This window comes from Bacillus sp. FSL K6-1218 (assembly GCF_038006445.1).
Classification (GTDB): Bacteria; Bacillota; Bacilli; order Bacillales; family Bacillaceae_G; genus Bacillus_A; species Bacillus_A thuringiensis_S.
Genome location: NZ_JBBOVE010000001.1, coordinates 1226890 through 1250896, shown reverse-complemented (window position 1 = coordinate 1250896; position 24007 = coordinate 1226890). Strand labels below are relative to the sequence as shown.

Here is a 24007-nt window from a genome sequence, read left to right as displayed (position 1 = left end):
ACCTTTTCATTAGAAGCCAGTTATTCCCTGTGTTAAGGCTTGAATTATCGTGCTAATGTAAGACCAAAGTACAATAAATGTTGCAATTCCAATTAAAACATTTGCAATAATAAGTGTGTACACGAGATCTAATCCGCCATTGTCTAGCTTTAATATGGCTACAGTTATACTAATCCCTAAATAAGTTGCAGCTACCGATAATAATATCGGTAAGAAAAAGATTAATAAGAAACTAAAAAGAAAAGAAAGGACTAATATAGCAATAGCCGGCGTCGCTAGCGTTCCCCATATACCGAATACTTCAAGAAACGAAAAAGATGATTTCATCATCTTACCACTTACAAAAATAATAAATCCGACAAATAAAGTTAAAATTAATAAAAAGAAAAAGACCGTTATAGATTCTACAAAAAATGTGGGAGTAGATATATCTGGTGCAAATGTTCTCGTAACTGCTGATGCTGCACTCATCATTCTATAAAAAATACATGCTCCTAAAAAACAAATAAGAACAAGACTTACAATTCCATTTCTTACTTCAATCGTGCCGCTTTTCATAATCGCTGTCGGTGCTTGTAATGCATGTTTAAAAAATTGAAAATAGCCGCTCGCAAACCGCTTCGCTTGCTCTACCGTTTCATTTGGCCGAGTTTCCTTTACTTGTGCCGCGCGTGCTTGTTCCGGCCCTTCTTCTTGACCACTACTTGCCACTACTTCTTCCGTTAACGAATGTCCACAATTCCCGCAAAACTTTGCCTCTGCTGCATTTTCTGTATGACATGACGGACATTTCATTCTCTCATCCCTCCTTAAGCATATACCATATAGGGTGTTACAAATTCAATATATGACTTTGTACATAAAACATGACTACAAGAAAAAGATTCTGAAATCCTTCTTTCGAAAGAAATATATGTGCTAGCAATCTTGAAAAAAAATGCTATTATGAAACAGAATAAATAATATTTTTAACAGATTGGATGAAAGACAATGGAATTGGTAAACTCAATTTTTCAAATACTCCTTACAAGCGTAATCCAATTATTATCTTTAATTGGCGTTATCATTGTAATTGGATTTCTATTAGGCTATTTAGAATCTCTCACACGGATGTATTGGTCGAGAGCTTTCGGAAGAAAAGGATTCCTTTTAACTGCGTGGATTGGTGTTCCTATTCATGAACTTGGACATGCCATTATGTGCGTACTATTTCGTCATAAAATTGTTGCAACGCAGTTCTTCCCAACAGACATAAGTCAAGGTGCTTTAGGCTACGTACAACATCAATACAATCAAAAAAGTGTATATCAACGAATTGGGAATTTCTTCATCGGTATCGGGCCTATTATTTCTGGTATTACTGCACTAATCCTTTTAATGCGCTATTTCGTACCAGAATCATATTTTTTATTTAATACAACTCTCGAAAAAACGATCGCTTCTACTTCTATTAATATAGAAATGATCCAAAACATGCTCTTGTCGACGTTTGTATTATTGAAAAGCTTATTTACAATCGGCAATTTATTGAACCCTTCCTTTTGGTTATTTTTATTTATCGCCATTTGCATTTCTGCACATATCGCTTTAAGTAAACCAGACATTAAAGGATCAATAGACGGAGTTATCGTCATGTTTATCGTTTTATTTTTATTCAACATCATAGCGGGACTGTTTCAATACGACAGTAACCAGCTAATTGGACAGGTTATGAAATATAATATGTATCTCATTTCGTTTTCTAGTGTAGCACTGCTTTTCTCTTGTATTTCTACACTTGTTAGTTTTGGGTTTTATAAAATAAGAGGAGGGCGTTCGTTTTGAACGCCCTCTTCTCATTAATTATTCCCTTTATAATCACAATGCTCAACCGGCACACGAGCATGTCCTTCTTCATCCGTACACCATGACTGCGACTGGAAGGCAAGGAAGATACCCATCCATTCTTCTTCCTTTTCGAAGTGAATGAGTATACCTCCGTCTTGCCATATACCATTATCACCTTTCCATTTCTCTACATTCCCTTGATTCATATGAATATCGTGTATCCCGTTTCCTGGTTCAAAATGAAAGTAAGAATCTGGTGTATTTTCTTCTGGTCCCCATCTTTCACCGAACGCGTAAATAATTGCTTTTTCTTCTATCGCTCGTTTTATATAACGTTCTATTTTTTCATTTAAGTCATTATCAACTCCTGCTTTTTCAGCAGGTAAAGGAATCATTTGTTTCGAATCAAATAACTTACCTCTTACGTAGTCTAAAGCTACTTTTGGCTCGTTATTTTTTACTTCTGTAAAACCGAATGGTAATGTTGGTAAAATATGAATTGCTTCTGACCGAATATCGTTACTCGCAAAATATAAAACTTCTGACGGATAACTTTGCGATTTCACGTTAATTGCAATACGGTAATCTACTCCTGCTTCATCTTGTAAATGAACTTGATAATGAGGTGATTTCCCTTTTCCAATCTTAGATTGTATAACTGTACCTTTTAACACGCCGTAGTTTTTTAGGGGCATACATTTCATCTCCTATTCATTTAGTAGAAGCTATTCATATTTAAATCATTATCCACTCATAAAAAAAATCCTCCTATGTTAGGAGGATTTTTAATTTCTCAACATATACCAAACAATAACTTCTACCATTACAAGCAAAACCGCACCAAAGATTATTAACGTCGTCTTCTTTAACAGTTCATTTTCACGGTAAGGGATATTACATAAGTAAGCACCTAGTGTAATCCGTGACGGACAAGCGATTGTCGCTACTGATGATGCGGTGTTTTGCAGTGTTGTGACGTATTGCCACGGGAGTGCTACGTTTTGTGCGGTTTGCATTTGTAGTTTTATAAACATTGCATTTGATCCTGCGTTACTACCTGTTAAAAATCCACCAATAGCGCCAATAAACGGAGCAACAAAAACGAAAAAGGTTCCAAATGTTTCACCAGCTGTCTTTGCGAGTAATAAATGCATGCCTGATGCACCCATTAGTTCTGAAATGGCGATAAACATTGTCGTAGTAATAGCAAAAGGAATCCATTGTTTGATCGTTTGCGAGAGTGATTGTTTAATAATATTAGACGGGATGCGGAAGAAAATAATAGTAAATAAGCAAGTCATACCGAGCCAAAATCCTGGTGAATATAGTAACTCTAGTTTGTAAGAGTATGATTTCAAATCAAGAACCGCATATGATCTGAACAAATCATGTAATGCTGGAACGAGGCGAGAAAGTAAAATACAAACTGTTAGAAATATATAAGGGCTAATAATTTTTATAATGGATACTTCTCTCTCCGTTGCAGCCGCATGTTCTGTTATAAGATTCTGCCCACTTTTTCCTTTTAATTTAATGATAAGAAAGCCAAATGTAATCGTAACGATAGAACTTAATATCCCGGCTAGTTCAACACTTACGTACGCATTAGAAAGATAGATTCCGAGAGAAAATAATAGAAAGAATCCTACTCCTTCTTTCCACTTTTCTATAACCGCTTGCCAGCCGCCAACAACGTGTAAAGAAAGAATAACAAAGTAAGCAAACATCGGAATACTTAATAGCGCTGTATTTGTACCAAGTGTTGTAAGAGGCATATTTATTAGCTGCGAACCGATAATCGTACCAGTTGCCATTGCGCCCCATGAACTAGCTAGTAAGCCGATAAATGAGAGCAGTACAGCTTGAAATGGTTTATATCCTAGTGAAAGAAAAATAGGTGCTGCAACCATGAAGCCAATACCGAATCCACTTACTGATTCAATAAGCGGGCAAATGCCAAAACACATAAGCAGCATTTGTAATAAACGATCCTGAGTAACTGCTTCTAGAAAACGCGCTACTTGATCGATGTAACCCATTTTGTTCATGAGGTGAAATAAAAAAATACCGAAAAATAAAACGTACCCGACAATAAAACAAATTAACCATCCTTTAATCGTTGCGTGCACAGTTTCACTTATCCCTAATCGAAACGTTGGTGAGAGTAAAACGATTCCGACAGACACTGCATAAGAAATTAACGAGGACCTTAATGACGTTTGTTTAAATAAAAATAAACAAATGAAAATCATCATAATTGGGATAAGTGCCAACAATATGGCCATGTTATCATCTCATTTCGTTTAAAATACAATTTTTAACTATTATATAACAGATGACATAATTTTCAATTGTTTTTACAACAGATTCGAAAAAAGAGCCAAACGGCTCCTTTTCATTCACTCCCATTTTCTATTATCCTGAAAAATTGTCTGCTGTCCGACTATTTTATCTAACACAACAAACACAATATAAGCACATATTACTTGCAATACAATATTTCCAAATTTCATTAATTCAAATGAATGAATCCACCTGAATAATTCGTTTAATAATACAATCGAAACAATACTAAATAATTCTACACTAATCGAAAATATACATATTTCTAAAATAGACTGTTCTTGAATGCGATTTAAGTTTGAAAAGATGAATACATATCCTAAAAATAGAGCCATCAACTCTATTTTCGTCATGCTAATGAGCCAAGCGTATAGTGGTACAGTTAAAAGAAGATATAGTAATTTCCATCTTAGCATGCCTTCTCACCCTCTAAATTATATGTATTTTCTGTATATTTTAACATTTATTGAGCAAAACAAAAAGAAGGGACTTACGCCTCTTCTTTTTGTTTTGTCGCCTGTATTAATTCACATATCCCTTCTCTTTCTCCATTTTCTAACAGCTCAATAACTTTACTTCCAACAACAACGCCGTCACATATTGTAATCATTTCTTCTACATGTTCCTTTGTTGAAATACCGAATCCTGCGACGACTGGTAAGTTGACGTGTGATTTTACTTTTTCTAAGTAACTATGAATCTCTTCTTTAAAGTTTTGACGTACTCCCGTTACGCCCGCTACTGTAACAGCATAAACGAACCCTTCTGATTCACTCGTAATTTTTTCAATTCTTTCAATAGGACTCGTTACGGTAACGAGTGGAATGAGCGCAATGTTTGCCTCTCGAAGTAACGGCGCAATAATATTTTGTTCTTCACACGGTAAGTCTGGGACGATAATACCGTCTACACCTGCTTCTATACAGTTTTCGATGAATCGTTCTTTTCCGAATGCGAGTACTGGATTTAAATATGTCATGAGTACAAACGGAATTTGTACTTCTTTCCTTACCTCTATTAATGCTTGAAAAATGCCTTTTAATGTTACGCCGCTATCTAGCGCTCGCTTTCCTGCTCTTTGAATCGTTGGGCCGTCCGCGACTGGATCTGAAAACGGAATACCAATTTCAACGATGCTTGCTCCAGCCTCATCTAGAAAACGAATTCTTTCTTTTAATTTTTCAAGGCCACCATCTCCGCCCATTACGTACGGAATAAATGCTTTCTTACCATTTTCAAACGCTGCTTTAATTTTTTCTACTCCCATTTTTTACACCTCTTCCATATAACGTTTTATACTCTCTACATCTTTATCACCGCGGCCTGATAAGCAAATAACAAGTCCTTCATCTTCCTTCATTTTCGGAGCTAATTTTAATGCGTATGCGACAGCATGTGAACTTTCTAGCGCCGGGATAATGCCTTCTTTTTTCGTTAATAATTGAAATGCTTCTAACGCTTCTTCATCTGTTATCGAATGATAAGAAACGCGGACAATATCTTTTAGCAAGCTATGTTCTGGACCAACACCTGGATAATCGAGTCCTGCTGAAATAGAGTGTGCTTCTTGAATTTGCCCTTCTTCGTTTTGCAGAAGATACATCATTGATCCGTGTAAAACACCGACGCTTCCTTTCGTTAAAGTTGCTGCATGCTTTTCTGTATGAACGCCTTTTCCAGCTGCTTCTACGCCGTAAAGAGCAACTTCTTCATCGTGTACAAACGGATAAAACATTCCCATTGCGTTACTACCACCACCAATACAAGCAACGACTGCTTCTGGTAATTTTCCTTCTAACTCTTCATATTGTTTCTTCGTTTCATTCCCAATTACACTTTGGAAATCACGGACAATTTGTGGGAACGGATGTGGTCCGAGAACTGATCCCATAATGTAGTGTGTATCATGCACGTGTGAAACCCAGTAGCGAAGCGCCTCGTTCACCGCATCTTTTAATGTGCCGCTACCTGCCGCTACACTTTCTACTTTCGCTCCGAGTAATTCCATTCGGAACACATTTAATTTTTGACGTCTCACATCTTCTTCTCCCATAAAAATGACGCATTCTAACCCGAGAAGAGCACATACAGTAGCTGTTGCAACTCCGTGTTGTCCAGCTCCTGTTTCAGCGACAACTTTTTTCTTGCCCATTCGCACTGCAAGTAGTGCCTGACCGATTGTATTGTTAATTTTATGAGCTCCTGTATGGTTCAAATCTTCACGTTTTAAATAAATCTTTGCACCACCGCAATACTTCGTCATATTTTCAGCATAATATAGCGGTGTTTCTCTTCCGACGTACGTTTTTAAATAATGATTTAATTCCTTTTGAAATGCTTCATCTTGCATCGCTTCTTTATATGCTTCTTCTAGTTCTAGTACAGATTGCATTAACGTTTCTGGAACGTATCGTCCTCCGTATATACCGTAATGTCCTTTTTCATCTGGATATGCGTAGTTCATTTGGAACACTCCTTCGCTTTTATAATAAATTGTTTTATTTTCTCTACATCTTTCTTTCCTTCTGTCTCTACTCCGCTGCTCACATCGACCATATATGGCCGAACAGTTCGAATTGCTTCTTCTATATTAAGAGCGTTTAATCCACCAGCTAATATCGTTTTCTTTCGCAATTCTTTTGGCATATGCCCAAGTAGTTCCCATGAAAATGTCTTTCCATTTCCTCCATGAAACTTTTCTTTCGGGCTATCAAACAATATATAATCCGTTTCATATGCTTGAGCGCTTTTCATATCACTCTCTGAAGTTACTCCTAGTGATTTTATAGATGGAATATTCAATCTTCTGATTCGATGATTCTCTTCATCCCCATGTAGTTGCACATGCGTTAACCCGCACTCATCTGCAATCTTCTGAATCACTTCAACTGATTCATTTACGAAAACCCCGATTTTTAACACGTGTGCTGGAAGCTCCCCAATAATTTCTTTCGCTAGCCCCGGAGTAATTTCCCGCTTACTTTCTGCAAAAACAAATCCGATTGCATCTGCTCCGTATTCGCAAGCACATTTTGCTGTTTCAACATCAGTAATACCGCAAATTTTCACTTTCATATATTCACCTTACAATCTTCAAAAAAGCTACTAATAGAAGATGATGTCATAAGTGCCTCTCCAACTAATACCCCTTTTGCCCCAGCTCTTTTAACGCGGGTAATATCTTCTTTTGAATGAATGCCACTTTCACTAATCCAAAGTAATTTCTCCTCATTCAATCGTTTTCCTAACTTTTCAGTTTGGCTTAAATCTACTTCGAACGTTTTTAAATTACGATTATTAATGCCAATAACATGTGGATTTAGTTGGATCGCAGTTTCTAATTCCTGTTCATCATGAACTTCAACAATCGCTTCCAATCCTTTTTCTAACACGTAGCCATACAACTCTTTTAATTTCTCTTTCGTTAACGCTGCTACGATTAGTAAAATAATATCTGCTCCCGCTTCATACGCTCTATCGATTTGAATCTTATCGATTATGAAATCTTTACATAAAAGCGGAATGTTACTTTCTTCTCTTGCCGTTTGCAAATCGTGAAACGATCCTTTAAAAAATTGACCATCTGTTAAAACAGATACTGCTCCTGCACCACATTTCTCATATGTTCCCACTTGTTTTCGTACGTCAACGTGTAAATTGATATCTCCTTTTGATGGTGATGCTCGCTTTACTTCTGCAATGACAGTAAACTGCTGTAACGCTTCTACAAGTGAATGTGCCTTTCTTTTTGTTTTTACTGGTGTATACGTTTCATATAACTCCGCAACTTCCTTTTTCTTCTGTTCTACAATTTTATCTAAAATCGTCCCCACTTTAGTTCACCCTTTCTAATTTTTCGTTGCTTGCTGCAATTAATAAGTTTAATTTGGTTAATGCTTTTCCAGAGTCAATGCTATGTGTTGCTAGTTTAATTCCTTCTTCAATCGTTTCTGTTTTTCCATTTGCAAAAAGGGCTAGACCTGCATTTAATAACACAGTATCGCGGTAAACACTCTTTTCTCCACTCAATACGCCGACTGTAATCTTTGCATTTTCTTTTGAATTCCCTCCTCTAATTTCTTCATTTTTCACTCTTGAAAAACCATACTTTTCTGGATCAATATTCATTTCTACTATTTCATTATCTTTTAAAAGGACTACGTGATTTTCCCCTTGTAATGACGCTTCATCTAAAAAACCACTTCCATTTACGACAAGCGCTTGTTTCCGGCCTAACTTTTGTAATACTTGTGCAACTGGTAATAACATATCTCGTTTATAAATACCGACAAATTGTGTTTCTAAATTCACTGGATTTGTTAAAGGACCAATTAAATTAAAGATTGTCGGCACATTTAATTCTTTTCTTATTTTCATAATACGTCTTAATGCTGGATGCATCGCTGGTGCGAATAAAAATGCGATGCCGACATGCTCTAATAAATAATCAATTTCGTTTGGTGTACTGCTAATATTTACACCGAGTTCTTCTAATAAATCTGCACTTCCTGTTTTACTAGATACAGCACGGTTACCATGTTTTGCAACCTTTACGCCAGCTCCTGCGAGTACAAATGCCGATGTTGTACTAATATTAAACGTTTGGGCACCGTCACCACCCGTTCCGCAATTGTCCATTGCTCCTTGTATATGGTTCAAAAACGGTAATGCCTTTTCGCGAAGAGCTCGAACAAGGCCGTATATTTCTTCTGCTGTTTCACCTTTCGCTTTCAGTAAGACTAAGAAAGCTGCAATTTCACTTTCCAATATGTTTTCATTTAATAAAAGAAGCCCTGCTCTATACATTTCCTCTTCTGTTAAATGTTGTCCCTCCACTAATTTACGAAGATAGTTATTCATACTCTTTCCTCCTCCTTCACTTCTGTTAAAAAGGCACGTATTAACTTTCCGCCTTCTTCTGTCGCGATTGATTCTGGATGAAACTGTAATCCGAATAGCGGATAATAATTGTGACGAACTGCCATAATTTCTCCGTCGTCCATCGCTGTCGCTAATATGTCAAAACACTCTGGCAAACTCGTTTGCGCTGCAACAAGGGAATGGTAGCGCATCGCTGTTAGCGGCTGTGTCACGTATGAAAAGATTGATGTTCCGTTATGTTTTACGCGTGATGTTTTTCCGTGTTTAATGCGCTCCGCTCTAACAATTTCTCCTCCAAATGCTGATATAATCGCCTGGTGTCCGAGGCAAATACCTAATATGGGAACGTTCTTATAAAAGTGACGAATCACTTCGATACAAATGCCAGCATCCTCTGGTTTTCCTGGTCCTGGCGAAAGCACAATTCCTGTTGGATTCATCCCTTCTAGCTGTTCTATCGTTATTTGGTCATTTCTTACGACTACAATATCTTCTTCGTATTCACCTAACAGTTGATACAAGTTATAAGTGAATGAATCATAATTATCAATCAGTACAATCATTTCATTACCTCCAAGAGCGCTCTCGCTTTATTTAACGTTTCTTCATATTCAGCTACTGGGTCTGAATCATAAACAATTCCCGCTCCTGCCTGAACGTATGCTTTTTCATCCTTTATGACCATCGTTCGAATGGCGAGCGCCATATCAAGATTCCCTGAAAAACTAACGTATCCAACTGCACCTGCGTATACATTTCTTTTTTCATTCTCTAGCTCATTTATAATTTCCATCGCTCTAATTTTCGGAGCGCCTGACACTGTTCCTGCTGGTAGGCAATACGCTAATGCATCAAATCCACTCATTCGTTTTCGTAATGTTCCGTAAACTTCAGATACAATGTGCATAACGTGAGAGTATTTTTCTACTTTCATATATTTATCTATCGTCACGGATCCAATTTCACTTACTCTGCCAATATCATTCCGACCAAGATCTACAAGCATCATGTGCTCCGCTCGTTCTTTCTCATCTTCTAACAGTTCTTTTTCAATTTCCGCATCTTGCTCCTTCGTTTTCCCTCTCGGCCTCGTACCCGCAATTGGATTCGTCATCACCTTATCTTCTCTAACTGATAACAAGCTTTCCGGCGAAGAACCGAGTACAACATAATCTTGAAAATCGATATAGAACATATATGGTGATGGATTGGTAATTCGAAGCTTTCGGTATAACGCGAAAGGATCACCAATACATTCACTTTGCAAACGCTGAGATAATACGACTTGGAATATGTCCCCGGCCCGAATGTATTCTTTCGCCGTTTCTACCATCTCACAAAACTTTTTTTCCGTTATAGAAGAAGTGAATGATAATGTGGATTGTATTGCATTTACTTCAGTTTCTTCTCCTTGTAGCACTTCCTCTTTGTATACTCGTAGCCTTTCGTATACTTCCTCATAATCTGCTGAATCATCTTCCCTGCATACATATACAAACGACAACTTTTGGCGTAAATGATCGTAAACGATAAACTCACGATATAGTAAAAGGTGTACTTCCGGAACATTTAATGGGTCGTGTAAATCCGCTCCAATGTTTTCATACTGCCGAATGACATCATATCCAATATAACCAACTGCTCCTCCGCAAAATGGAAATGGGCTATCTACTTGTGAGGATGCGATTACTTCTTCTAACACTTGTAGTACGTTACCTTGTAACTTTTCTGTTTGCCCATATATCATTCGTTCTACTTCCGTACCAACGCTTTTCACCTCTCCATAAGGATTACATCCTAAGTAAGAATAACGCCCTTTATCTTGATGAAGCTGTGAACTTTCTAATAAAAATTTCTTCTTCCCTTTCATACGTCTATATAAAGAAATTGGCGTAATGCTATCTCCTTCTTCTTCAGTGATTACTAAAAATGTCTTTCTCTCTCTTTTTTGTTTTATAAATTCTTCTTTCGTCATCATGTCCTTCACCTCACTCTGAAAAATAAAAAAGTCCCCTACATATCGAAAATATGTAGAGGACGATAAATATACCGCGGTACCACCTCGTGTTGGATGCAAAAGCATCCCGCTTTGTTCAGGTACAAAATTTATACCTTATCCTTGTAACGGCGGAACCCGGGTTGCCTACTGAAAATAATTGTTCAGCATACCTCTCGTAAGCCCATTCCGTATATGGCACCGTACCGGGCTCCCACCTATTCCCAGCTCTCTGTAACGTCTCCAATATACGTACTCTTCTTACTTAAACGATTTCATTTATTTAATTTTTTATACACAAAAAGGGAGTACTCATCCTATAGAAAGGACGGGTACTCCCGTGGTGCCACCTTAATTCGTTACAAATGTAACGCACTTTACCGTATCAAAAACAATACGTGTCTCTTGTATCGATGAGATCATGTCGCCAAAGCCTACTTCTTTCGTTTCGGTTTGGAAGCTCCGAAGCCCATTCCACATCAATTCCATACTGATTCGCACCAACCATCAGCTCTCTGACATGTTCATCATGTGTACTCTTCTTCATCAACGCTTGCATTTTTTTAAGTTGCACTCATTATAGACCTGACTTTTTTCACAAGTCAATACTTTTCAAAAAAAAATATTTTTCTTTCCTTTCAATATTATATTGACAAAACAACCTCTTTTTATGTAAATATAATAAATACTCTATTAAAAATAAGGTTTTTTGTATGAATATTATATATTAAAAAAATAAAATGATGTCAAAAAACGCTTACATTTCTGAAAATTCGTATTTCTATATGGATTTTTCAGAATAATCATGATAGATTATAAAGTGAAACTTTAATCAGTGGGGGTTTTGTTCATCACCCCACTGATTATTAGTTGAACCAATCGGGCATTTACGGGCAGTTGATCTCCCACCTAACTTCCTTGCCCAGCCAATTTTAAGGTGGGAGTTTTACTACCCGTTAATGCGGGATAAATATGCATAACGCATCAAAAGACATGACAAAAGGAAGGGGAACTACATGAGTACGCAGATGTTAACTTTAACTTCTATCTCTATTTACATGCTCGGGATGTTAGTAATTGGCTATTTCGCCTATAAACGAACGTCCAACTTAACAGATTATATGCTTGGCGGGCGTACACTAGGCCCCGCAGTAACAGCATTAAGTGCTGGAGCAGCTGATATGAGTGGTTGGCTTTTAATGGGCTTACCCGGTGCAATGTTTAGCGTTGGATTAAGTAGTAGTTGGATTGCGATCGGCCTAACATTAGGCGCATACGCAAACTGGATCTATGTCGCTCCTCGCTTACGTACCTACTCTGAAATTGCAAACAACTCTATTACTATCCCAGAATTTTTGGAACACCGTTTCCACGACAAATCCCATATGCTACGCCTAGTATCTGGACTTGTTATTATGATATTTTTCACGTTTTATGTAGCTTCAGGATTTGTCTCTGGCGCTGTATTATTTGAAAATTCATTTGGACTCAATTACCATGTTGGTCTTCTTATCGTTGGTGGAGTTGTCGTAGCTTACACATTATTTGGTGGATTTTTAGCTGTAAGTTGGACAGACTTCGTGCAAGGAATCATTATGGTAGTCGCTCTTATTCTTGTTCCAGTCGTAACAATTATGCACGTAAATGGACTTGGTCCAGCATTTGAAACAATTAAATCTATCGATCCGGCATTATTAGATATTTTTAAAGGTACTTCTGTATTAGGAATTATTTCATTATTCGCATGGGGCCTTGGTTATGTTGGACAACCACATATTATCGTACGCTTTATGGCAATTTCTTCTGTAAAAGAAATTAAAAGCGCACGACGTATTGGTATGAGCTGGATGATTTTTTCTGTTGTCGGAGCTATGTTTACTGGCCTTATCGGTATTGCGTACTATTCAAAAGCAGGTTTAAAACTTTCTGATCCAGAAACGATTTTCGTTGAACTTGGCACTATTTTATTCCATCCACTTATTACTGGATTTTTATTAGCAGCTATTTTAGCAGCTGTTATGAGTACAATTTCATCTCAGTTACTCGTTACTTCGAGTGCTGTAACTGAAGATTTATATCGTACATTCTTTAAACGTTCTGCTTCTGATAAAGAACTTGTATTTGTCGGTCGTATGGCTGTTCTTGTTATCGCTTTAATTGGATGTGCATTAGCACTTAAACAAGATGATACGATTTTAGCTCTTGTTGGATACGCTTGGGCTGGATTTGGTTCTTCATTCGGACCTGCTATTTTATTAAGCTTATATTGGAAACGTATGACGAAGTGGGGCGCACTTGCTGGTATGATTTCTGGTGCCGCTACAGTAATTATTTGGACTCAATTCAAATTCTTAAAAGAATTCTTATATGAAATGATTCCTGGTTTCACTATTAGTTTACTAGTAATCGTAATTGTTAGTTTACTAACACAACCTTCAAAAGAAGTTGAAGAGCAATTTGAGGATTTCGAAAAACAACATAGTCATAATCTATAAAAAGAAATCTCTGCTGTTATCGTAACAGCAGAGATTTTTTACAGTTCGACAATCTTCTTATCAAATTTAACAAATTCTTTATGTTTCGTTAAATTTAACATAACACTACTCCTTTATAGTATGAGTATCAGCACTTATACAGAAAGGGGACTCCAACATGTTAGCAGCTTTCCAGCAACAACAAACACGAAAATTTTCACCTATCACAAATACTTCTGCGTCTTGTTTAAACATGCAACCTAACCCGCCTAAAATTTCAATTGCTCCTTCTGTTATTTCAGTCATCGGTGTTCATATGGAAAAACATAAATTAAAAATAAAAACGGGACAAAACATTGTGTTATCAGCTTCCATTTTGCCAATACAAGCAACGAATAAAGAGCTTATTTGGTCAAATATGAATTCTGATATCATCACCATATATCCAAAAGGTGACACCGTGACGATTACTGGAAAAAGTGCAGGTAAAGCAGTCGTAATCGTCACAACTGCTGAAGGCAAATTTCGTGACCTATGTGTCATTCATGTACAACCTTATATGACAAATCCAAAGTAAAAGAGTGGCTTCGTAGCCACTCTTTTACTCGATTTCAATATTTGAGTTTTTACTTTTTACAAGATTAATAAAAAAGATTGGATATAACCATACATCTTTTTTGATGGAAATTCCACTAAACTTTCCCCATCTTGATTTAAGTCAATGATTCTCTTCCTTTTCCCTATTACAATGAAAACAATATTAGAAAAGGAGGACGTATTATGACTGAACGAAAGTACGCCTTATTCGCTAGCACATCTCTTCTTGTTATGGCATTCATTGCCTTTTTTTCTTACGGTTTTGTTCATGGAAATCTCGTTGTACAAGGAGATGCGAGTACAACATTCCATAATATCCAAACTTCAAATTCACTTTTCAAAGCAGAAATTTCCGGGTGGATTATCATTTTTATTACTGATATTGTCGCCGCGTGAGCTCTTTATTTCTTTCTAAAACCAATTCATACTAGCCTCTCATTACTAGCTTCCTGGCTTCGTCTTATGTATACAGCTATACTTGGGATTGCTATATTCAATTACTTCTTTAATATCTCTTCCATTTCCCTCCCCCTTCTACGCCCGTATTTCTATAAAACAAAAAGAGAAGTATCACAACTTCTCTTTTCTCCCCTAACACTATAATTCCTGTGTATACACCGGCTCATTTACGACATTTTTTGTTGTTCGTTTTTGTTGCTGTAGTAAGAAAACAGATACACCAAACAATACGAGCATGCTACCGATAATTTGCATTGCATTTAATTTTTCTCCAAGTAAGAAGAACGCAAGTATAGATGCTCCAACAGGTTCTCCTAAAATACTCATTGAAATTGTCGTTGCATTTACATAATTTAATAGCCAGTTATTAATTACATGTGACACTGTCGGCACAACCGCAAGTAAAAGAAAAACGGTCCAATCCCACTTCGTATAACCTGTAAAGGGTACTTGTAATATGACATTATAAACCCCCATAAAAAGACCTGCGAACGCAAAAACTGTAAAGCTATAAATCCAGTGTGATACTTTCTTTACTGTCGTTTGCCCGATAAATAAATAACCGACAACTGCTATTACACTTAGAAAGGATAATATGTCTCCATAAATTGCTTGCTTACTTAAACCTAAATCTCCCCAACCAATGCACATTACCCCTAGAATAGCGATTCCCATCGTTGCAATGGCTGAATATGTTGTTCTTTCTTTAAACAGAAAAAAACCTCCAACTAAAGATACGATCGGTTGAAGTGCCAAAATAATTGTTGAACTAGCAACTGTTGTATGCTTTAAAGATTCAAACCATAAAAGAAAATGTAGCGCTAAAAAGAATCCAGATCCAATTAAAAATCCCCAATCTTTTATTTGAATCTTACTAAACTCTTCCCGTTTTTTCCAAACGATAGGCAGCATAATAAGCACGATAATCCATAATCGATACATACTTAATATTGAAGATGGTGCTGAGGACATCTTTACAAAAACTGCTGCGAATGAAATGGCTATAATAGAAATTGCTAATGGTAGTGCGATTGATCTTTCTTGTTTCAAATTCCGTCTCCCCTCTCACCTGTCAAAAATCCCACTTCATTATATCTGTTTTCTTTCGTAACTTAAATACTAATTTTTTAGATTCTTCGTACCATTATGGTAAAATAGAAATTAAGGCACCAATTAGTGAATATTTATTTCCTTTTTCACTATAAGCGTCGCTCTTACAATCGTTACAGTAAATTTTTATTTAGGGGGATCTACATGAGTCAAACAATAGGGAGAATTGAAGAAATTTCATTTTATAGCGCATCACTTCAAGAAGACGTTACACTTCTCGTTTATTTACCAGTAAATTACACACCACTGCACAAACATACAGTTGTAATTGCACAAGATGGTAGAGATTATTTTCAGCTTGGTAAAGCGCATCGTGTAATTGAGCGCCTTCGTGAAACTGAAGAAATTGACCGTACAATTATTGTCGGTATTCCATATAAAAATGTACATGATCGTAAAGAAAAATATTTCCCAAATGAAGTAAAAAATGCTGCATATATTCGTTTCCTTGCTCATGAACTTGCACCATATATTGATGAAAATTATCCAACGTACCAAATGGGAAAAGGTCGTGTTTTAATTGGTGATTCTCTTGGCGGAACAGTTTCCTTTATGACTGCACTTATGTATCCGCATACATTCGGTAAAGTCGTTATGCAATCACCATTTGTGGATGAGACAGTAATGAACTTAGCAAAAGACTTCAAAGATCCACAAGCATTAGAACTGTATCACGTCATCGGTACAGAAGAAACGGCTGTAAAGCGTACTGATGGACAAGTATCTGATTTCGTAGAACCGAACCGTGAGTTAAATACACTTCTTACAGATAGAAATTTCATTACGCATTACGAGGAGTTTGAAGGTAACCATACTTGGAAATATTGGCAAACTGATTTACCAAAAGCCTTCTCTCATATTCTATCAATGAAATAATAGAGAGCAGTATTCAGAATAATTTGATATAATAGATAAAGAGATTTATTTATCTCAAAATCTAACTAGACTTACAAAGGGAGGAATTGGAACATGAAATTAGGCATTGTAATTTTTCCATCTAAAATGATTCAAGATAAAGCGAACGGATTGCGTAAACGTTATGACCCGCACTACGCATTAGTTCCGCCACATATTACATTGAAAACACCCTTTGAGACGCAAGATGAACAATTAGAATCGATTGTAAACGAGCTACATACAATCGCAGGTAAAACGAACCCTTTCACCCTTCATGTTGGGAAAGTCGGTTCATTCGCACCTGTTAATAACGTCCTTTATTTTAAAGTAGAAAAAACACCTGAACTTACTTTTTTAAATGAAGAAATGCATGGCGGGTTATTCACGCAAGAACGCGAATATGCTTTCGTACCTCACTTAACAATCGGACAAGGCTTATCAGATGCAGAGCATGCTGATGTATTGGGTCGATTACGTATGAAAGATTTCTATTATGAACAACCAATCGATCGTTTCCATCTTCTATATCAATTAGAAAATGGAACATGGACTGTACACGAAACATTTCACCTTGGAAAGGGGAACAACTAATTTGCACGCACAGATTGTACAAACGGACGAACAACTAAGAGATGCATTCTCTGTACGTAAACAAGTGTTTGTAAATGAACAACGTGTCTCTGCTGAAGAAGAGTACGATGAGTTTGAAGAAACTTCAACACACGTTGTTATATATGACAATGATGTTCCAGTTGGTGCTGGACGTTTTCGCATCCTTGATGGTATAGGAAAAATGGAACGCATTTGCGTGCTAGGTTCCCATCGTAAAAAAGGCATCGGAAAAATTGTTATGGATGCGCTTGAAGCGTATGCAAAAGAAAATTCGCTACCAAAATTGAAACTTCATGCTCAAACACATGCTGAAGATTTCTATAAAAAACTTGGATATGTAACGAGTTCTGATGTATTTATGGAAGCAAATATCCCGCACGTCGTAATGATAAAAGAATTGTAATTTGAAAGCAGGAGGTGCCCCCTCCTGTTTTTTACATTGCTATTTTCTTTTTCTTCCGCTAAAGTTAAATGTTGATGCTATAGTTTTGAAGGTGAACATATGACACAAGAAAAATTTTCACAAAAATCGTTAACACACGCTGATATTCCGCGTGCGACATATCATATTCCGAAAACATCTACCCATTTAATTATGGAAGAAGATGTAGATGCGGCTTATTTCCGCGCTCTCGAACAACAAAATGTTTTTTTAAACGAAAAACAATTAGAAGCCGTGCGCACAACAGAAGGTCCGGTTCTTACACTAGCTGGTGCTGGAAGCGGGAAAACATCTGTTTTAACAACTCGCGTTGGTTATTTAGTAAATGTAAAACAAGTTCATCCACGAAATATTTTATTACTTACATTTACACAAAAAGCAGCTGAAGAAATCCGAAGTCGTGTTGCGAAGTTACCAGGTATGAATCATGCAGCAAGTAGCTACGTTGTTGCTGGTACATTCCACTCTGTTTTCTTAAAATTGCTTCGTAGTCAAGGGTATAATCAGCAAATTTTAGCAAATGAAAAACATAAACAAATTATGATAAAGAAAATCTTAAAAGAATTGCGTTTAAAAGACGATTATGATGCGGAAACGATCCTCGCGATGATTTCACTTGAGAAAAACAAATTAAATCGTCCGAAAGATGTAAAGGCGAAAACGCCAGTCGAACAAGAATTTAAAGAAGTATATGAACGTTTTGAAGAGGTAAAACAACGATACAATTATATTGATTTCGATGACATCTTATTGGAAACATATTATATGTTAGAAAATAATGCTCCTTTACTAACTCAATTACAACAACGTTTTCACTACATTGAAGTAGATGAGTTTCAAGATACATCCTATGCACAATATGAAATTGTAAAATTGTTAGCCACGCCAAGAAATAATTTGTTCATCGCAGGTGATGATGATCAAGCAATTTATGGCTGGCGAGGAGCAAGTCACCAAATTATTTTATCTTTTCCAAAAGAATTTGATAACACAACAATCATTGCACTAAATACGAATTATCGATCCAATCCATTTATCGTCGGGCTTGGAAATGAAGTTATAAAATTAAATCAAGAACGCTTTGATAAAGAGCTATACTCCGTTCGTGAGGAAGGTGTACAACCTTTTTATGCAAGACCTGCTACGACTCTTGATGAAGCAAATCAAATTTTACAGCTCATTCAAGAAAAAGTAGATAGCGGTGAACGAAACTATAAAGATTTTTGTTTACTGTATCGCACACATTCTGTAAGTCGTTCGTTACTTGATCAGCTTACCATTCATAAAATCCCGTTTATTAAACACGGGGCAAGCCAATCATTTTATGAGCATTCTTTAATTAAGCCTGTATTAGATCATTTAAGACTCGTGATTGAGCCGTTTCGACTAGAATCACTTTCAAACATATTGCCGACGATGTATATCGGACGTGATGATTGTATTTCATTTATTGAACGTGAACAATGGAAATATGGTGAGGGGCGCTTCCCTTCTCTTCTTCATTTCTTACTATTAAATCCAAGCTTAAAACCTTTTCAAGTAAAAAAGGTAAATAAGCGTATTGATTTTATTAAATTTATAAAAGAATTAGAACCCAAAAAAGCATTAAAAGAAATCATTCATGGTAAAGGAAAATATTTAGAGTACTTACAAAGTAACGATCGTTCTTCCTTTACGATGCATAAAGACATACAAGAAGAAATGTTAGAAGAATTAATGGAGTCTGCAACTCGTTTCACCGATATTCCGGCTTATTTACAATTTATTGACGCGGCGATTCAAGGTCAAAAAGAAATGGAAGCATTAAAAACAATGCCGCAAAAAGATGCCGTTTCACTTATGTCAATTCATAACGCAAAAGGCCTTGAATTTCCATGTGTCTTTTTACTTGGAGCGAGCGATGGGATCCTGCCCCATACTTCCTCTTTAAAAGATGCAAATGATCGCGTTACGGAAACTTCTGAAGCATTAGAAGAAGAACGCCGATTACTTTATGTCGCCATTACACGTGCGAAAGAAGAACTTTACATTTCTTCTCCGCAATTTTTCAGAGGAAAGAAATTAGATATATCTCGCTTTCTATATACTGTCCGAAAAGATTTACCTGAAAAGACATCCACTAAATAAGGATGTCTTTTTTTATAATGCATTATGTACATCCCTCCTATATAAATTCCTTGTTCTTATCATAAGAATTAACGTAATATCAACCATATCCCACTCATATTGTAATAGTGTATGTCAGAACTCACGAGAAGGAGTGAACATAATGAGCTGCAATTGTAATGAAGATCATCAACATGAGTGTGATTTCAACTGTGTATCGAATGTTGTTCGTTTTATACATGAACTACAAGAATGTGCAACGACAACATGTGGATCTGGTTGCGAAGTTCCATTTTTAGGTGCACATAACAATGCATCAGTAGCTAATACACGTCCTTTTATTTTATACACAAAAACTGGAGAACCTTTTGAAGCATTCGCACCATCTTCAAGCCTTACTAGCTGCCGATCTCCAATTTTCCGCGTAGAAAGTATAGATGATGATGACTGTGCTGTATTGCGTGTATTAACTGTAGTTTTAGGTGATGGTACCGCTGTACCACCTGGTGACGACCCAATCTGTACGTTTTTAGCTGTACCAAATGCAAGACTAATATCAACCTCGACTTGTATTACTGTTGATTTAAGTTGCTTCTGCGCTATTCAATGCTTACGCGATGTTTCTATATAAAACTAAATACTGATTTAAGCATGGATTGGGTGGCAGAATTATCTGCCACCCAATCCATGCTTAAAGAGTATTATTATGTAAATTTCTTAAAATTGGGAACTTGTCTAGAACATAGAACCTGTCCTTTTCATTAACTGAAAGTAGAAACAGATAAAGGAGTGAAAAACATGTTCTCTTCTGATTGCGAATTTACTAAAATCGATTGCGAGGCAAAGCCAGCTAGTACACTACCTGCCTTTGGTTTTGCTTTCAATGCTTCTGCACCTCAGTTCGCTTCACTATTTACACCACTACTATTACCTAGCGTAAGTCCAAATCCAAATATTACTGTTCCTGTAATCAACGATACAGTAAGTGTCGGAGATGGTATTCGAATTTTACGAGCTGGTATTTATCAAATTAGTTATACATTAACAATTAGTCTTGATAACGTACCTACTGCACCAGAAGCTGGTCGTTTCTTCTTATCATTAAACACGCCAGCTAACATTATTCCTGGATCAGGTACAGCAGTTCGTTCTAACGTTATTGGTACTGGTGAAGTAGACGTATCTAGCGGTGTTATTCTTATTAACTTAAATCCTGGTGACTTAATTCAAATTGTACCAGTTGAGTTGATTGGAACTGTAGACATCCGTGCAGCAGCATTAACAGTTGCTCAAATTAGCTAGTAAAAAGCGGTATTTCTAATACAGAAATACCGCTTTTTATATGTATAATAAAAAACACTCACAGTAGCATGAGTGTTTCATTCTTCATAGTGTTTTATTTTGTTCTTCTTTTTCCCACAATTACATCCCTTTTTCTTCACAAATCCTTGTTGTTGTAATTGTTCTTGATATGCCTGTTGTTGTGCATGGTGCTGTTGCTGTATTTGATACCACTGCTGCAGGTCATATGAATTTTGCCTTAGATTACTGCTCACAGCAAACATCTCCTCTACTGTCAATTCTGTCTATTTACTATATGACCAACTCTTTATTTCCGTTCCCTCATTCTTTTAAACTCCGCTTTTTCTCTTATTATGAAAATATATTATTCTCCCATAAAATATCCTGTAATCGTTTCAATGATTGCTGCTGCACCTGCAATAGCTAATAATGCAAGTAACGGCTCCGCAACGATAGGAATACAATTATATAAAACTAATAAAAAAGCACTAACCCATACACCTGTACACCAATAACAGCTTAATAATTCGCCAATCCACTTTCTTAATCCTTTACCTTTTACTTTTGTAAACGTTGATACACTTCCATCCGGCTCGGTAATCTCTAATTCATCAATAAATGGTCTTCGCAAAAAGGCTGTAATTTTATCATAAACAATTAAACGAGTGAGCCTAAAAGCAGCTAACGCAAAAATAAAAAATAAAAGCCAGCTTGTAAACAGCATAATTCCACCTTCCCTTATCCTCTTTCGCCTATTTAAAAAAAAAGGTCTTGAGATTGTGACCAAATCTCCTCGACTCCAATATCTTATTAATGTAAATACAAACAAGAAGATAAGGAGTGACATTAATGAGTTGTAACGAAAATAAACACCATGGCTCTTCTCATTGTGTAGTTGACGTTGTAAAATTCATCAATGAATTACAAGATTGTTCTACAACAACGTGTGGATCTGGTTGTGAAATCCCATTCTTAGGTGCACACAATACTGCATCAGTAGCAAATACACGCCCTTTTATTTTATACACAAAAACTGGAGAACCTTTTGAAGCATTCGCACCATCTTCAAGCCTTACTAGCTGCCGATCTCCAATTTTCCGTGTGGAAAGTGTAGATGATGATAGCTGTGCTGTACTACGTGTATTAACTGTAGTTTTAGGTGACGGTTCTCCGGTACCACCTGGTGACGATCCAATTTGTACGTTTTTAGCTGTACCAAATGCAAGATTAATATCGACAACTACTTGCATTACTGTTGATTTAAGTTGTTTCTGTGCGATTCAATGCTTACGCGACGTTTCTATCGTTAAGTAAACTAAAAAACTATTGGGGTGGTAGAAGCTTTCTACCACCTTTACATATTTAAAAGCCGGCCATACTAATCGATTGGATATCATCTATAGACAACCTAATATCTCTCATACTATTTTGCGGCATAATAGATACAATGCCATTACGATACGATATGATCGATCCCACATAAGAAACTGTAGCTGTTTTTATTCTGCACCTTACTTTTGGAATGTAATGAGGGCGGTTTAATAAAAAATGAATTTTTTCTTCATTATTCATATCCTTAAATGATTTATTATACGGGACAGTTCTTACTGGCTCTTGCTGTTCTTTCTCTTCTTGTTCTGCGTGTTCTTCTTGTTCTGCGTGTTCTTCTTGTTCTGCGTGTTCTTCTTTTTCCTCTTCTTCTATTTTTTCTTCCACTTGCTGCTCTTCTTGTTGTTCTTGTTCTATTACCTCTTCCACAGCACTGCTTACAATATTTTCTTGTCTATTACTTTGCTCTTTTTGATCTTCATTTTCAAAGTTTGTCAGGATAATCCTTTTTATTTTCGGTGCAGCAAGTTCTAAACTTACTTGAGCAATATATAACAACGGTTTTCCAACTGTTGAACTTTTATTTTTATTCTTCACACTCGTCCCTCCCACTTCCATACGTAGCTGAATAAATTGTGTACTATTATAGTTATATTCATCATGTGGTAAGAACTTTCGTTAAAAATCGTGCTTTCTAAGAACAAATAAAAAGGACAATCTCAGCATTTAGAGATTGTCCTTTAAAAATTAATATTATATTTATCCTAGGATATGATACCCTGAATCAACGTGAATGTTTTCTCCTGTTACACCACGTGCTAAATCACTGAATAGGAATACTGCTGTATCGCCAACTTCTTCTGGAGTTGTTGTACGACGAAGTGGTGCGCGCTCCTCAATTTCTCTTAAGATTGAGTTGAAATCGCCTACACCTTTTGCAGATAACGTACGAATTGGTCCTGCAGAAATAGCGTTGACGCGAATACCATGTTGACCTAAATCGTTCGCTAAATATTTCACGCTCGCTTCTAATGAAGCTTTCGCAACACCCATAACGTTATAATTTTTCACAACGCGCTCGCCGCCAAGGTATGTTAACGTTAAAATATTTCCGCCTTCTGTCATTACTTTCTTCGCTTCTCTTGCTACAGCTGTTAAAGAGAATGCACTAATATTTTGTGCAAGTAAAAATCCATCGCGAGAAGTATCTACAAATTCACCTTTTAAGTCATCGCGATTTGCAAAAGCAATACAATGTGCTACACCGTGAATAGTACCTACTTCTTGTTTAATTGTTTCAAAGCAAGCTGTAAGTTCCTCATCATTTGTTACATCACAAGGTAATACAAGTGATTCTTGTCCTTCTAATGTATCCGCTAATTCACGAACGTTTCTTTCTAAACGTTCTCCTGCATATGTGAAGATTAATTTTGCACCTGCATTATGCAAAGAGCGAGCAATTCCCCACGCAATACTTCTTTGGTTCGCAACGCCCATAACAACAAATGTTTTCCCTTGTAATAGTTCCATGATATATCCTCCCAGAAATACTTATACTTGTTATTAGTACCTGATACTATAATTATAGTACCATAAAACCGCTTAAAGGCAAACAAAAAAGTCATTAACAGA

At 36.5% G+C, this 24007-nt stretch carries 26 protein-coding genes, 1 pseudogene and 2 other annotated features; of the genes and pseudogenes, 11 read left to right on the top strand and 16 right to left on the bottom strand.

Annotation, left to right across the window (positions count from 1 at the left end):
* Positions 1 to 9: 9 nt before the first annotated feature.
* The gene (locus tag MHI26_RS06525; protein WP_061668030.1) at positions 10 to 795 is read right to left on the bottom strand and encodes a zinc ribbon domain-containing protein; all 786 of its coding nucleotides are present in this window, start codon (positions 793 to 795) and stop codon (positions 10 to 12) included.
* A 195-nt stretch (positions 796 to 990) separates the two neighbouring features.
* Here MHI26_RS06525 and MHI26_RS06520 point away from each other — a divergent pair, with 195 nt between their 5' ends.
* Positions 991 to 1824 carry a hypothetical protein gene (locus tag MHI26_RS06520; protein ID WP_061668031.1) on the top strand — a complete coding sequence of 278 codons (834 nt, stop codon included), beginning with the start codon at positions 991 to 993 and terminating at the stop codon, positions 1822 to 1824.
* A 14-nt stretch (positions 1825 to 1838) separates the two neighbouring features.
* Here the strand turns inward: MHI26_RS06520 and MHI26_RS06515 are convergent, their stop codons facing one another.
* The 10 genes from MHI26_RS06515 to trpE form a co-directional block, all read right to left on the bottom strand.
* Complete coding sequence (locus MHI26_RS06515; RefSeq protein WP_061668032.1) at positions 1839 to 2522, bottom strand: DUF2278 family protein; 684 nt, start codon at positions 2520 to 2522, stop codon at positions 1839 to 1841.
* A 90-nt stretch (positions 2523 to 2612) separates the two neighbouring features.
* Positions 2613 to 4112, bottom strand: coding sequence for an L-lactate permease (locus MHI26_RS06510; protein WP_000996270.1), 1500 nt, complete (start codon positions 4110 to 4112; stop codon positions 2613 to 2615).
* A gap of 114 nt (positions 4113 to 4226) precedes the next feature.
* Positions 4227 to 4586, bottom strand: coding sequence for a DUF4029 domain-containing protein (locus tag MHI26_RS06505; protein ID WP_000946977.1), 360 nt, complete (start codon positions 4584 to 4586; stop codon positions 4227 to 4229).
* A gap of 74 nt (positions 4587 to 4660) precedes the next feature.
* Positions 4661 to 5437 carry a tryptophan synthase subunit alpha gene (gene trpA, locus MHI26_RS06500; protein ID WP_061668033.1) on the bottom strand — a complete coding sequence of 259 codons (777 nt, stop codon included), beginning with the start codon at positions 5435 to 5437 and terminating at the stop codon, positions 4661 to 4663.
* Positions 5438 to 5440: 3 nt separating this feature from the next.
* On the bottom strand, positions 5441 to 6634 hold the full coding sequence (trpB, locus tag MHI26_RS06495; RefSeq protein WP_061668034.1) for a tryptophan synthase subunit beta: 1194 nt from the start codon (positions 6632 to 6634) through the stop codon (positions 5441 to 5443).
* Positions 6631 to 7245, bottom strand: a complete 615-nt coding sequence (locus MHI26_RS06490; RefSeq protein WP_000865126.1) for a phosphoribosylanthranilate isomerase — start codon at positions 7243 to 7245, stop codon at positions 6631 to 6633. Before MHI26_RS06490 ends, trpB begins: the two co-directional genes overlap by 4 nt.
* Entirely contained in the window at positions 7242 to 8003 is a 762-nt protein-coding gene (gene trpC, locus MHI26_RS06485) for an indole-3-glycerol phosphate synthase TrpC (protein WP_000536710.1), read from the bottom strand. Before trpC ends, MHI26_RS06490 begins: the two co-directional genes overlap by 4 nt.
* Position 8004: 1 nt before the next feature.
* Entirely contained in the window at positions 8005 to 9030 is a 1026-nt protein-coding gene (gene trpD / locus MHI26_RS06480) for an anthranilate phosphoribosyltransferase (protein WP_001067377.1), read from the bottom strand.
* Positions 9027 to 9614 carry an aminodeoxychorismate/anthranilate synthase component II gene (locus MHI26_RS06475; RefSeq protein WP_000636341.1) on the bottom strand — a complete coding sequence of 196 codons (588 nt, stop codon included), beginning with the start codon at positions 9612 to 9614 and terminating at the stop codon, positions 9027 to 9029. Before MHI26_RS06475 ends, trpD begins: the two co-directional genes overlap by 4 nt.
* The gene (trpE, locus tag MHI26_RS06470) at positions 9611 to 11029 is read right to left on the bottom strand and encodes an anthranilate synthase component I (protein WP_061668035.1); all 1419 of its coding nucleotides are present in this window, start codon (positions 11027 to 11029) and stop codon (positions 9611 to 9613) included. Before trpE ends, MHI26_RS06475 begins: the two co-directional genes overlap by 4 nt.
* A gap of 52 nt (positions 11030 to 11081) precedes the next feature.
* Positions 11082 to 11326: a binding site (T-box leader), on the bottom strand.
* A 42-nt stretch (positions 11327 to 11368) separates the two neighbouring features.
* Positions 11369 to 11606 (bottom strand) — a binding site (T-box leader).
* A gap of 457 nt (positions 11607 to 12063) precedes the next feature.
* On the opposite strand from trpE, the gene putP reads away from it, so the two are divergent.
* The 3 genes and pseudogenes from putP to MHI26_RS06455 all read left to right on the top strand — a co-directional run.
* Positions 12064 to 13542, top strand: a complete 1479-nt coding sequence (putP, locus tag MHI26_RS06465) for a sodium/proline symporter PutP (protein ID WP_000107195.1) — start codon at positions 12064 to 12066, stop codon at positions 13540 to 13542.
* A gap of 157 nt (positions 13543 to 13699) precedes the next feature.
* The gene (locus tag MHI26_RS06460; RefSeq protein ID WP_000878734.1) at positions 13700 to 14098 is read left to right on the top strand and encodes an Ig-like domain-containing protein; all 399 of its coding nucleotides are present in this window, start codon (positions 13700 to 13702) and stop codon (positions 14096 to 14098) included.
* A 203-nt stretch (positions 14099 to 14301) separates the two neighbouring features.
* Positions 14302 to 14625: pseudogene (locus MHI26_RS06455) on the top strand (DUF4386 domain-containing protein); the annotation flags it as partial.
* Positions 14626 to 14715: 90 nt separating this feature from the next.
* Here MHI26_RS06455 and MHI26_RS06450 read toward each other — a convergent pair.
* Positions 14716 to 15627: a DMT family transporter gene (locus tag MHI26_RS06450; protein ID WP_000808246.1), complete on the bottom strand. Its 912-nt coding sequence runs from the start codon at positions 15625 to 15627 to the stop codon at positions 14716 to 14718.
* A 204-nt stretch (positions 15628 to 15831) separates the two neighbouring features.
* On the opposite strand from MHI26_RS06450, the gene MHI26_RS06445 reads away from it, so the two are divergent.
* From MHI26_RS06445 to exsF, 6 genes are all read left to right on the top strand, one after another.
* Positions 15832 to 16563 carry an alpha/beta hydrolase gene (locus MHI26_RS06445; protein WP_000084010.1) on the top strand — a complete coding sequence of 244 codons (732 nt, stop codon included), beginning with the start codon at positions 15832 to 15834 and terminating at the stop codon, positions 16561 to 16563.
* A 93-nt stretch (positions 16564 to 16656) separates the two neighbouring features.
* Entirely contained in the window at positions 16657 to 17175 is a 519-nt protein-coding gene (locus MHI26_RS06440) for a YjcG family protein (RefSeq protein WP_000765871.1), read from the top strand.
* 1 nt (position 17176) lies between these two features.
* The gene (locus tag MHI26_RS06435; protein ID WP_000543294.1) at positions 17177 to 17599 is read left to right on the top strand and encodes a GNAT family N-acetyltransferase; all 423 of its coding nucleotides are present in this window, start codon (positions 17177 to 17179) and stop codon (positions 17597 to 17599) included.
* Between the two features lie 99 nt (positions 17600 to 17698).
* Complete coding sequence (locus MHI26_RS06430) at positions 17699 to 19765, top strand: ATP-dependent helicase (RefSeq protein WP_061668036.1); 2067 nt, start codon at positions 17699 to 17701, stop codon at positions 19763 to 19765.
* Between the two features lie 142 nt (positions 19766 to 19907).
* On the top strand, positions 19908 to 20375 hold the full coding sequence (gene cotY, locus MHI26_RS06425; RefSeq protein WP_001277719.1) for a spore coat protein CotY: 468 nt from the start codon (positions 19908 to 19910) through the stop codon (positions 20373 to 20375).
* 167 nt (positions 20376 to 20542) lie between these two features.
* Entirely contained in the window at positions 20543 to 21046 is a 504-nt protein-coding gene (gene exsF, locus MHI26_RS06420) for an exosporium protein ExsF (protein ID WP_000492942.1), read from the top strand.
* A gap of 77 nt (positions 21047 to 21123) precedes the next feature.
* On the opposite strand, the gene MHI26_RS06415 is transcribed toward exsF, so the two are convergent.
* Together MHI26_RS06415 and MHI26_RS06410 are read right to left on the bottom strand one after the other, a co-directional pair.
* Entirely contained in the window at positions 21124 to 21309 is a 186-nt protein-coding gene (locus MHI26_RS06415) for a hypothetical protein (RefSeq protein WP_003306531.1), read from the bottom strand.
* A 101-nt stretch (positions 21310 to 21410) separates the two neighbouring features.
* Positions 21411 to 21770, bottom strand: a complete 360-nt coding sequence (locus tag MHI26_RS06410) for a DUF1360 domain-containing protein (protein WP_000899659.1) — start codon at positions 21768 to 21770, stop codon at positions 21411 to 21413.
* A 125-nt stretch (positions 21771 to 21895) separates the two neighbouring features.
* Between MHI26_RS06410 and exsY the strand changes: the two genes are divergently transcribed.
* Positions 21896 to 22360: an exosporium assembly protein ExsY gene (gene exsY / locus MHI26_RS06405; RefSeq protein ID WP_001277742.1), complete on the top strand. Its 465-nt coding sequence runs from the start codon at positions 21896 to 21898 to the stop codon at positions 22358 to 22360.
* A 48-nt stretch (positions 22361 to 22408) separates the two neighbouring features.
* On the opposite strand, the gene MHI26_RS06400 is transcribed toward exsY, so the two are convergent.
* Both MHI26_RS06400 and fabI read right to left on the bottom strand, forming a co-directional pair.
* Positions 22409 to 22993, bottom strand: a complete 585-nt coding sequence (locus MHI26_RS06400; protein WP_151547450.1) for a spore coat CotO family protein — start codon at positions 22991 to 22993, stop codon at positions 22409 to 22411.
* Between the two features lie 141 nt (positions 22994 to 23134).
* Positions 23135 to 23905 (bottom strand): enoyl-ACP reductase FabI, encoded by a 771-nt coding sequence (gene fabI, locus MHI26_RS06395; protein ID WP_000421885.1) that lies wholly within the window; start codon positions 23903 to 23905, stop codon positions 23135 to 23137.
* Between the last annotated feature and the right edge of the window lie 102 nt (positions 23906 to 24007).

Excerpts from the sequence above, each read along its gene's own strand:
- MHI26_RS06525 (WP_061668030.1), bottom strand. The coding sequence starts at position 795 with ATGAAATGTCCGTCATGTCATACAGAAAATGCAGCAGAGGCAAAGTTT.
- MHI26_RS06520 (WP_061668031.1), top strand. The coding sequence starts at position 991 with ATGGAATTGGTAAACTCAATTTTTCAAATACTCCTTACAAGCGTAATC.
- MHI26_RS06515 (WP_061668032.1), bottom strand. The coding sequence starts at position 2,522 with ATGCCCCTAAAAAACTACGGCGTGTTAAAAGGTACAGTTATACAATCT.
- MHI26_RS06510 (WP_000996270.1), bottom strand. The coding sequence starts at position 4,112 with ATGGCCATATTGTTGGCACTTATCCCAATTATGATGATTTTCATTTGT.
- MHI26_RS06505 (WP_000946977.1), bottom strand. The coding sequence starts at position 4,586 with ATGCTAAGATGGAAATTACTATATCTTCTTTTAACTGTACCACTATAC.
- trpA (WP_061668033.1), bottom strand. The coding sequence starts at position 5,437 with ATGGGAGTAGAAAAAATTAAAGCAGCGTTTGAAAATGGTAAGAAAGCA.
- trpB (WP_061668034.1), bottom strand. The coding sequence starts at position 6,634 with ATGAACTACGCATATCCAGATGAAAAAGGACATTACGGTATATACGGA.
- MHI26_RS06490 (WP_000865126.1), bottom strand. The coding sequence starts at position 7,245 with ATGAAAGTGAAAATTTGCGGTATTACTGATGTTGAAACAGCAAAATGT.
- trpD (WP_001067377.1), bottom strand. The coding sequence starts at position 9,030 with ATGAATAACTATCTTCGTAAATTAGTGGAGGGACAACATTTAACAGAA.
- MHI26_RS06475 (WP_000636341.1), bottom strand. The coding sequence starts at position 9,614 with ATGATTGTACTGATTGATAATTATGATTCATTCACTTATAACTTGTAT.
- trpE (WP_061668035.1), bottom strand. The coding sequence starts at position 11,029 with ATGATGACGAAAGAAGAATTTATAAAACAAAAAAGAGAGAGAAAGACA.
- putP (WP_000107195.1), top strand. The coding sequence starts at position 12,064 with ATGAGTACGCAGATGTTAACTTTAACTTCTATCTCTATTTACATGCTC.
- MHI26_RS06460 (WP_000878734.1), top strand. The coding sequence starts at position 13,700 with ATGTTAGCAGCTTTCCAGCAACAACAAACACGAAAATTTTCACCTATC.
- MHI26_RS06445 (WP_000084010.1), top strand. The coding sequence starts at position 15,832 with ATGAGTCAAACAATAGGGAGAATTGAAGAAATTTCATTTTATAGCGCA.
- MHI26_RS06440 (WP_000765871.1), top strand. The coding sequence starts at position 16,657 with ATGAAATTAGGCATTGTAATTTTTCCATCTAAAATGATTCAAGATAAA.
- MHI26_RS06430 (WP_061668036.1), top strand. The coding sequence starts at position 17,699 with ATGACACAAGAAAAATTTTCACAAAAATCGTTAACACACGCTGATATT.
- cotY (WP_001277719.1), top strand. The coding sequence starts at position 19,908 with ATGAGCTGCAATTGTAATGAAGATCATCAACATGAGTGTGATTTCAAC.
- exsF (WP_000492942.1), top strand. The coding sequence starts at position 20,543 with ATGTTCTCTTCTGATTGCGAATTTACTAAAATCGATTGCGAGGCAAAG.
- MHI26_RS06415 (WP_003306531.1), bottom strand. The coding sequence starts at position 21,309 with ATGTTTGCTGTGAGCAGTAATCTAAGGCAAAATTCATATGACCTGCAG.
- MHI26_RS06410 (WP_000899659.1), bottom strand. The coding sequence starts at position 21,770 with ATGCTGTTTACAAGCTGGCTTTTATTTTTTATTTTTGCGTTAGCTGCT.
- exsY (WP_001277742.1), top strand. The coding sequence starts at position 21,896 with ATGAGTTGTAACGAAAATAAACACCATGGCTCTTCTCATTGTGTAGTT.
- MHI26_RS06400 (WP_151547450.1), bottom strand. The coding sequence starts at position 22,993 with ATGGAAGTGGGAGGGACGAGTGTGAAGAATAAAAATAAAAGTTCAACA.
- fabI (WP_000421885.1), bottom strand. The coding sequence starts at position 23,905 with ATGGAACTATTACAAGGGAAAACATTTGTTGTTATGGGCGTTGCGAAC.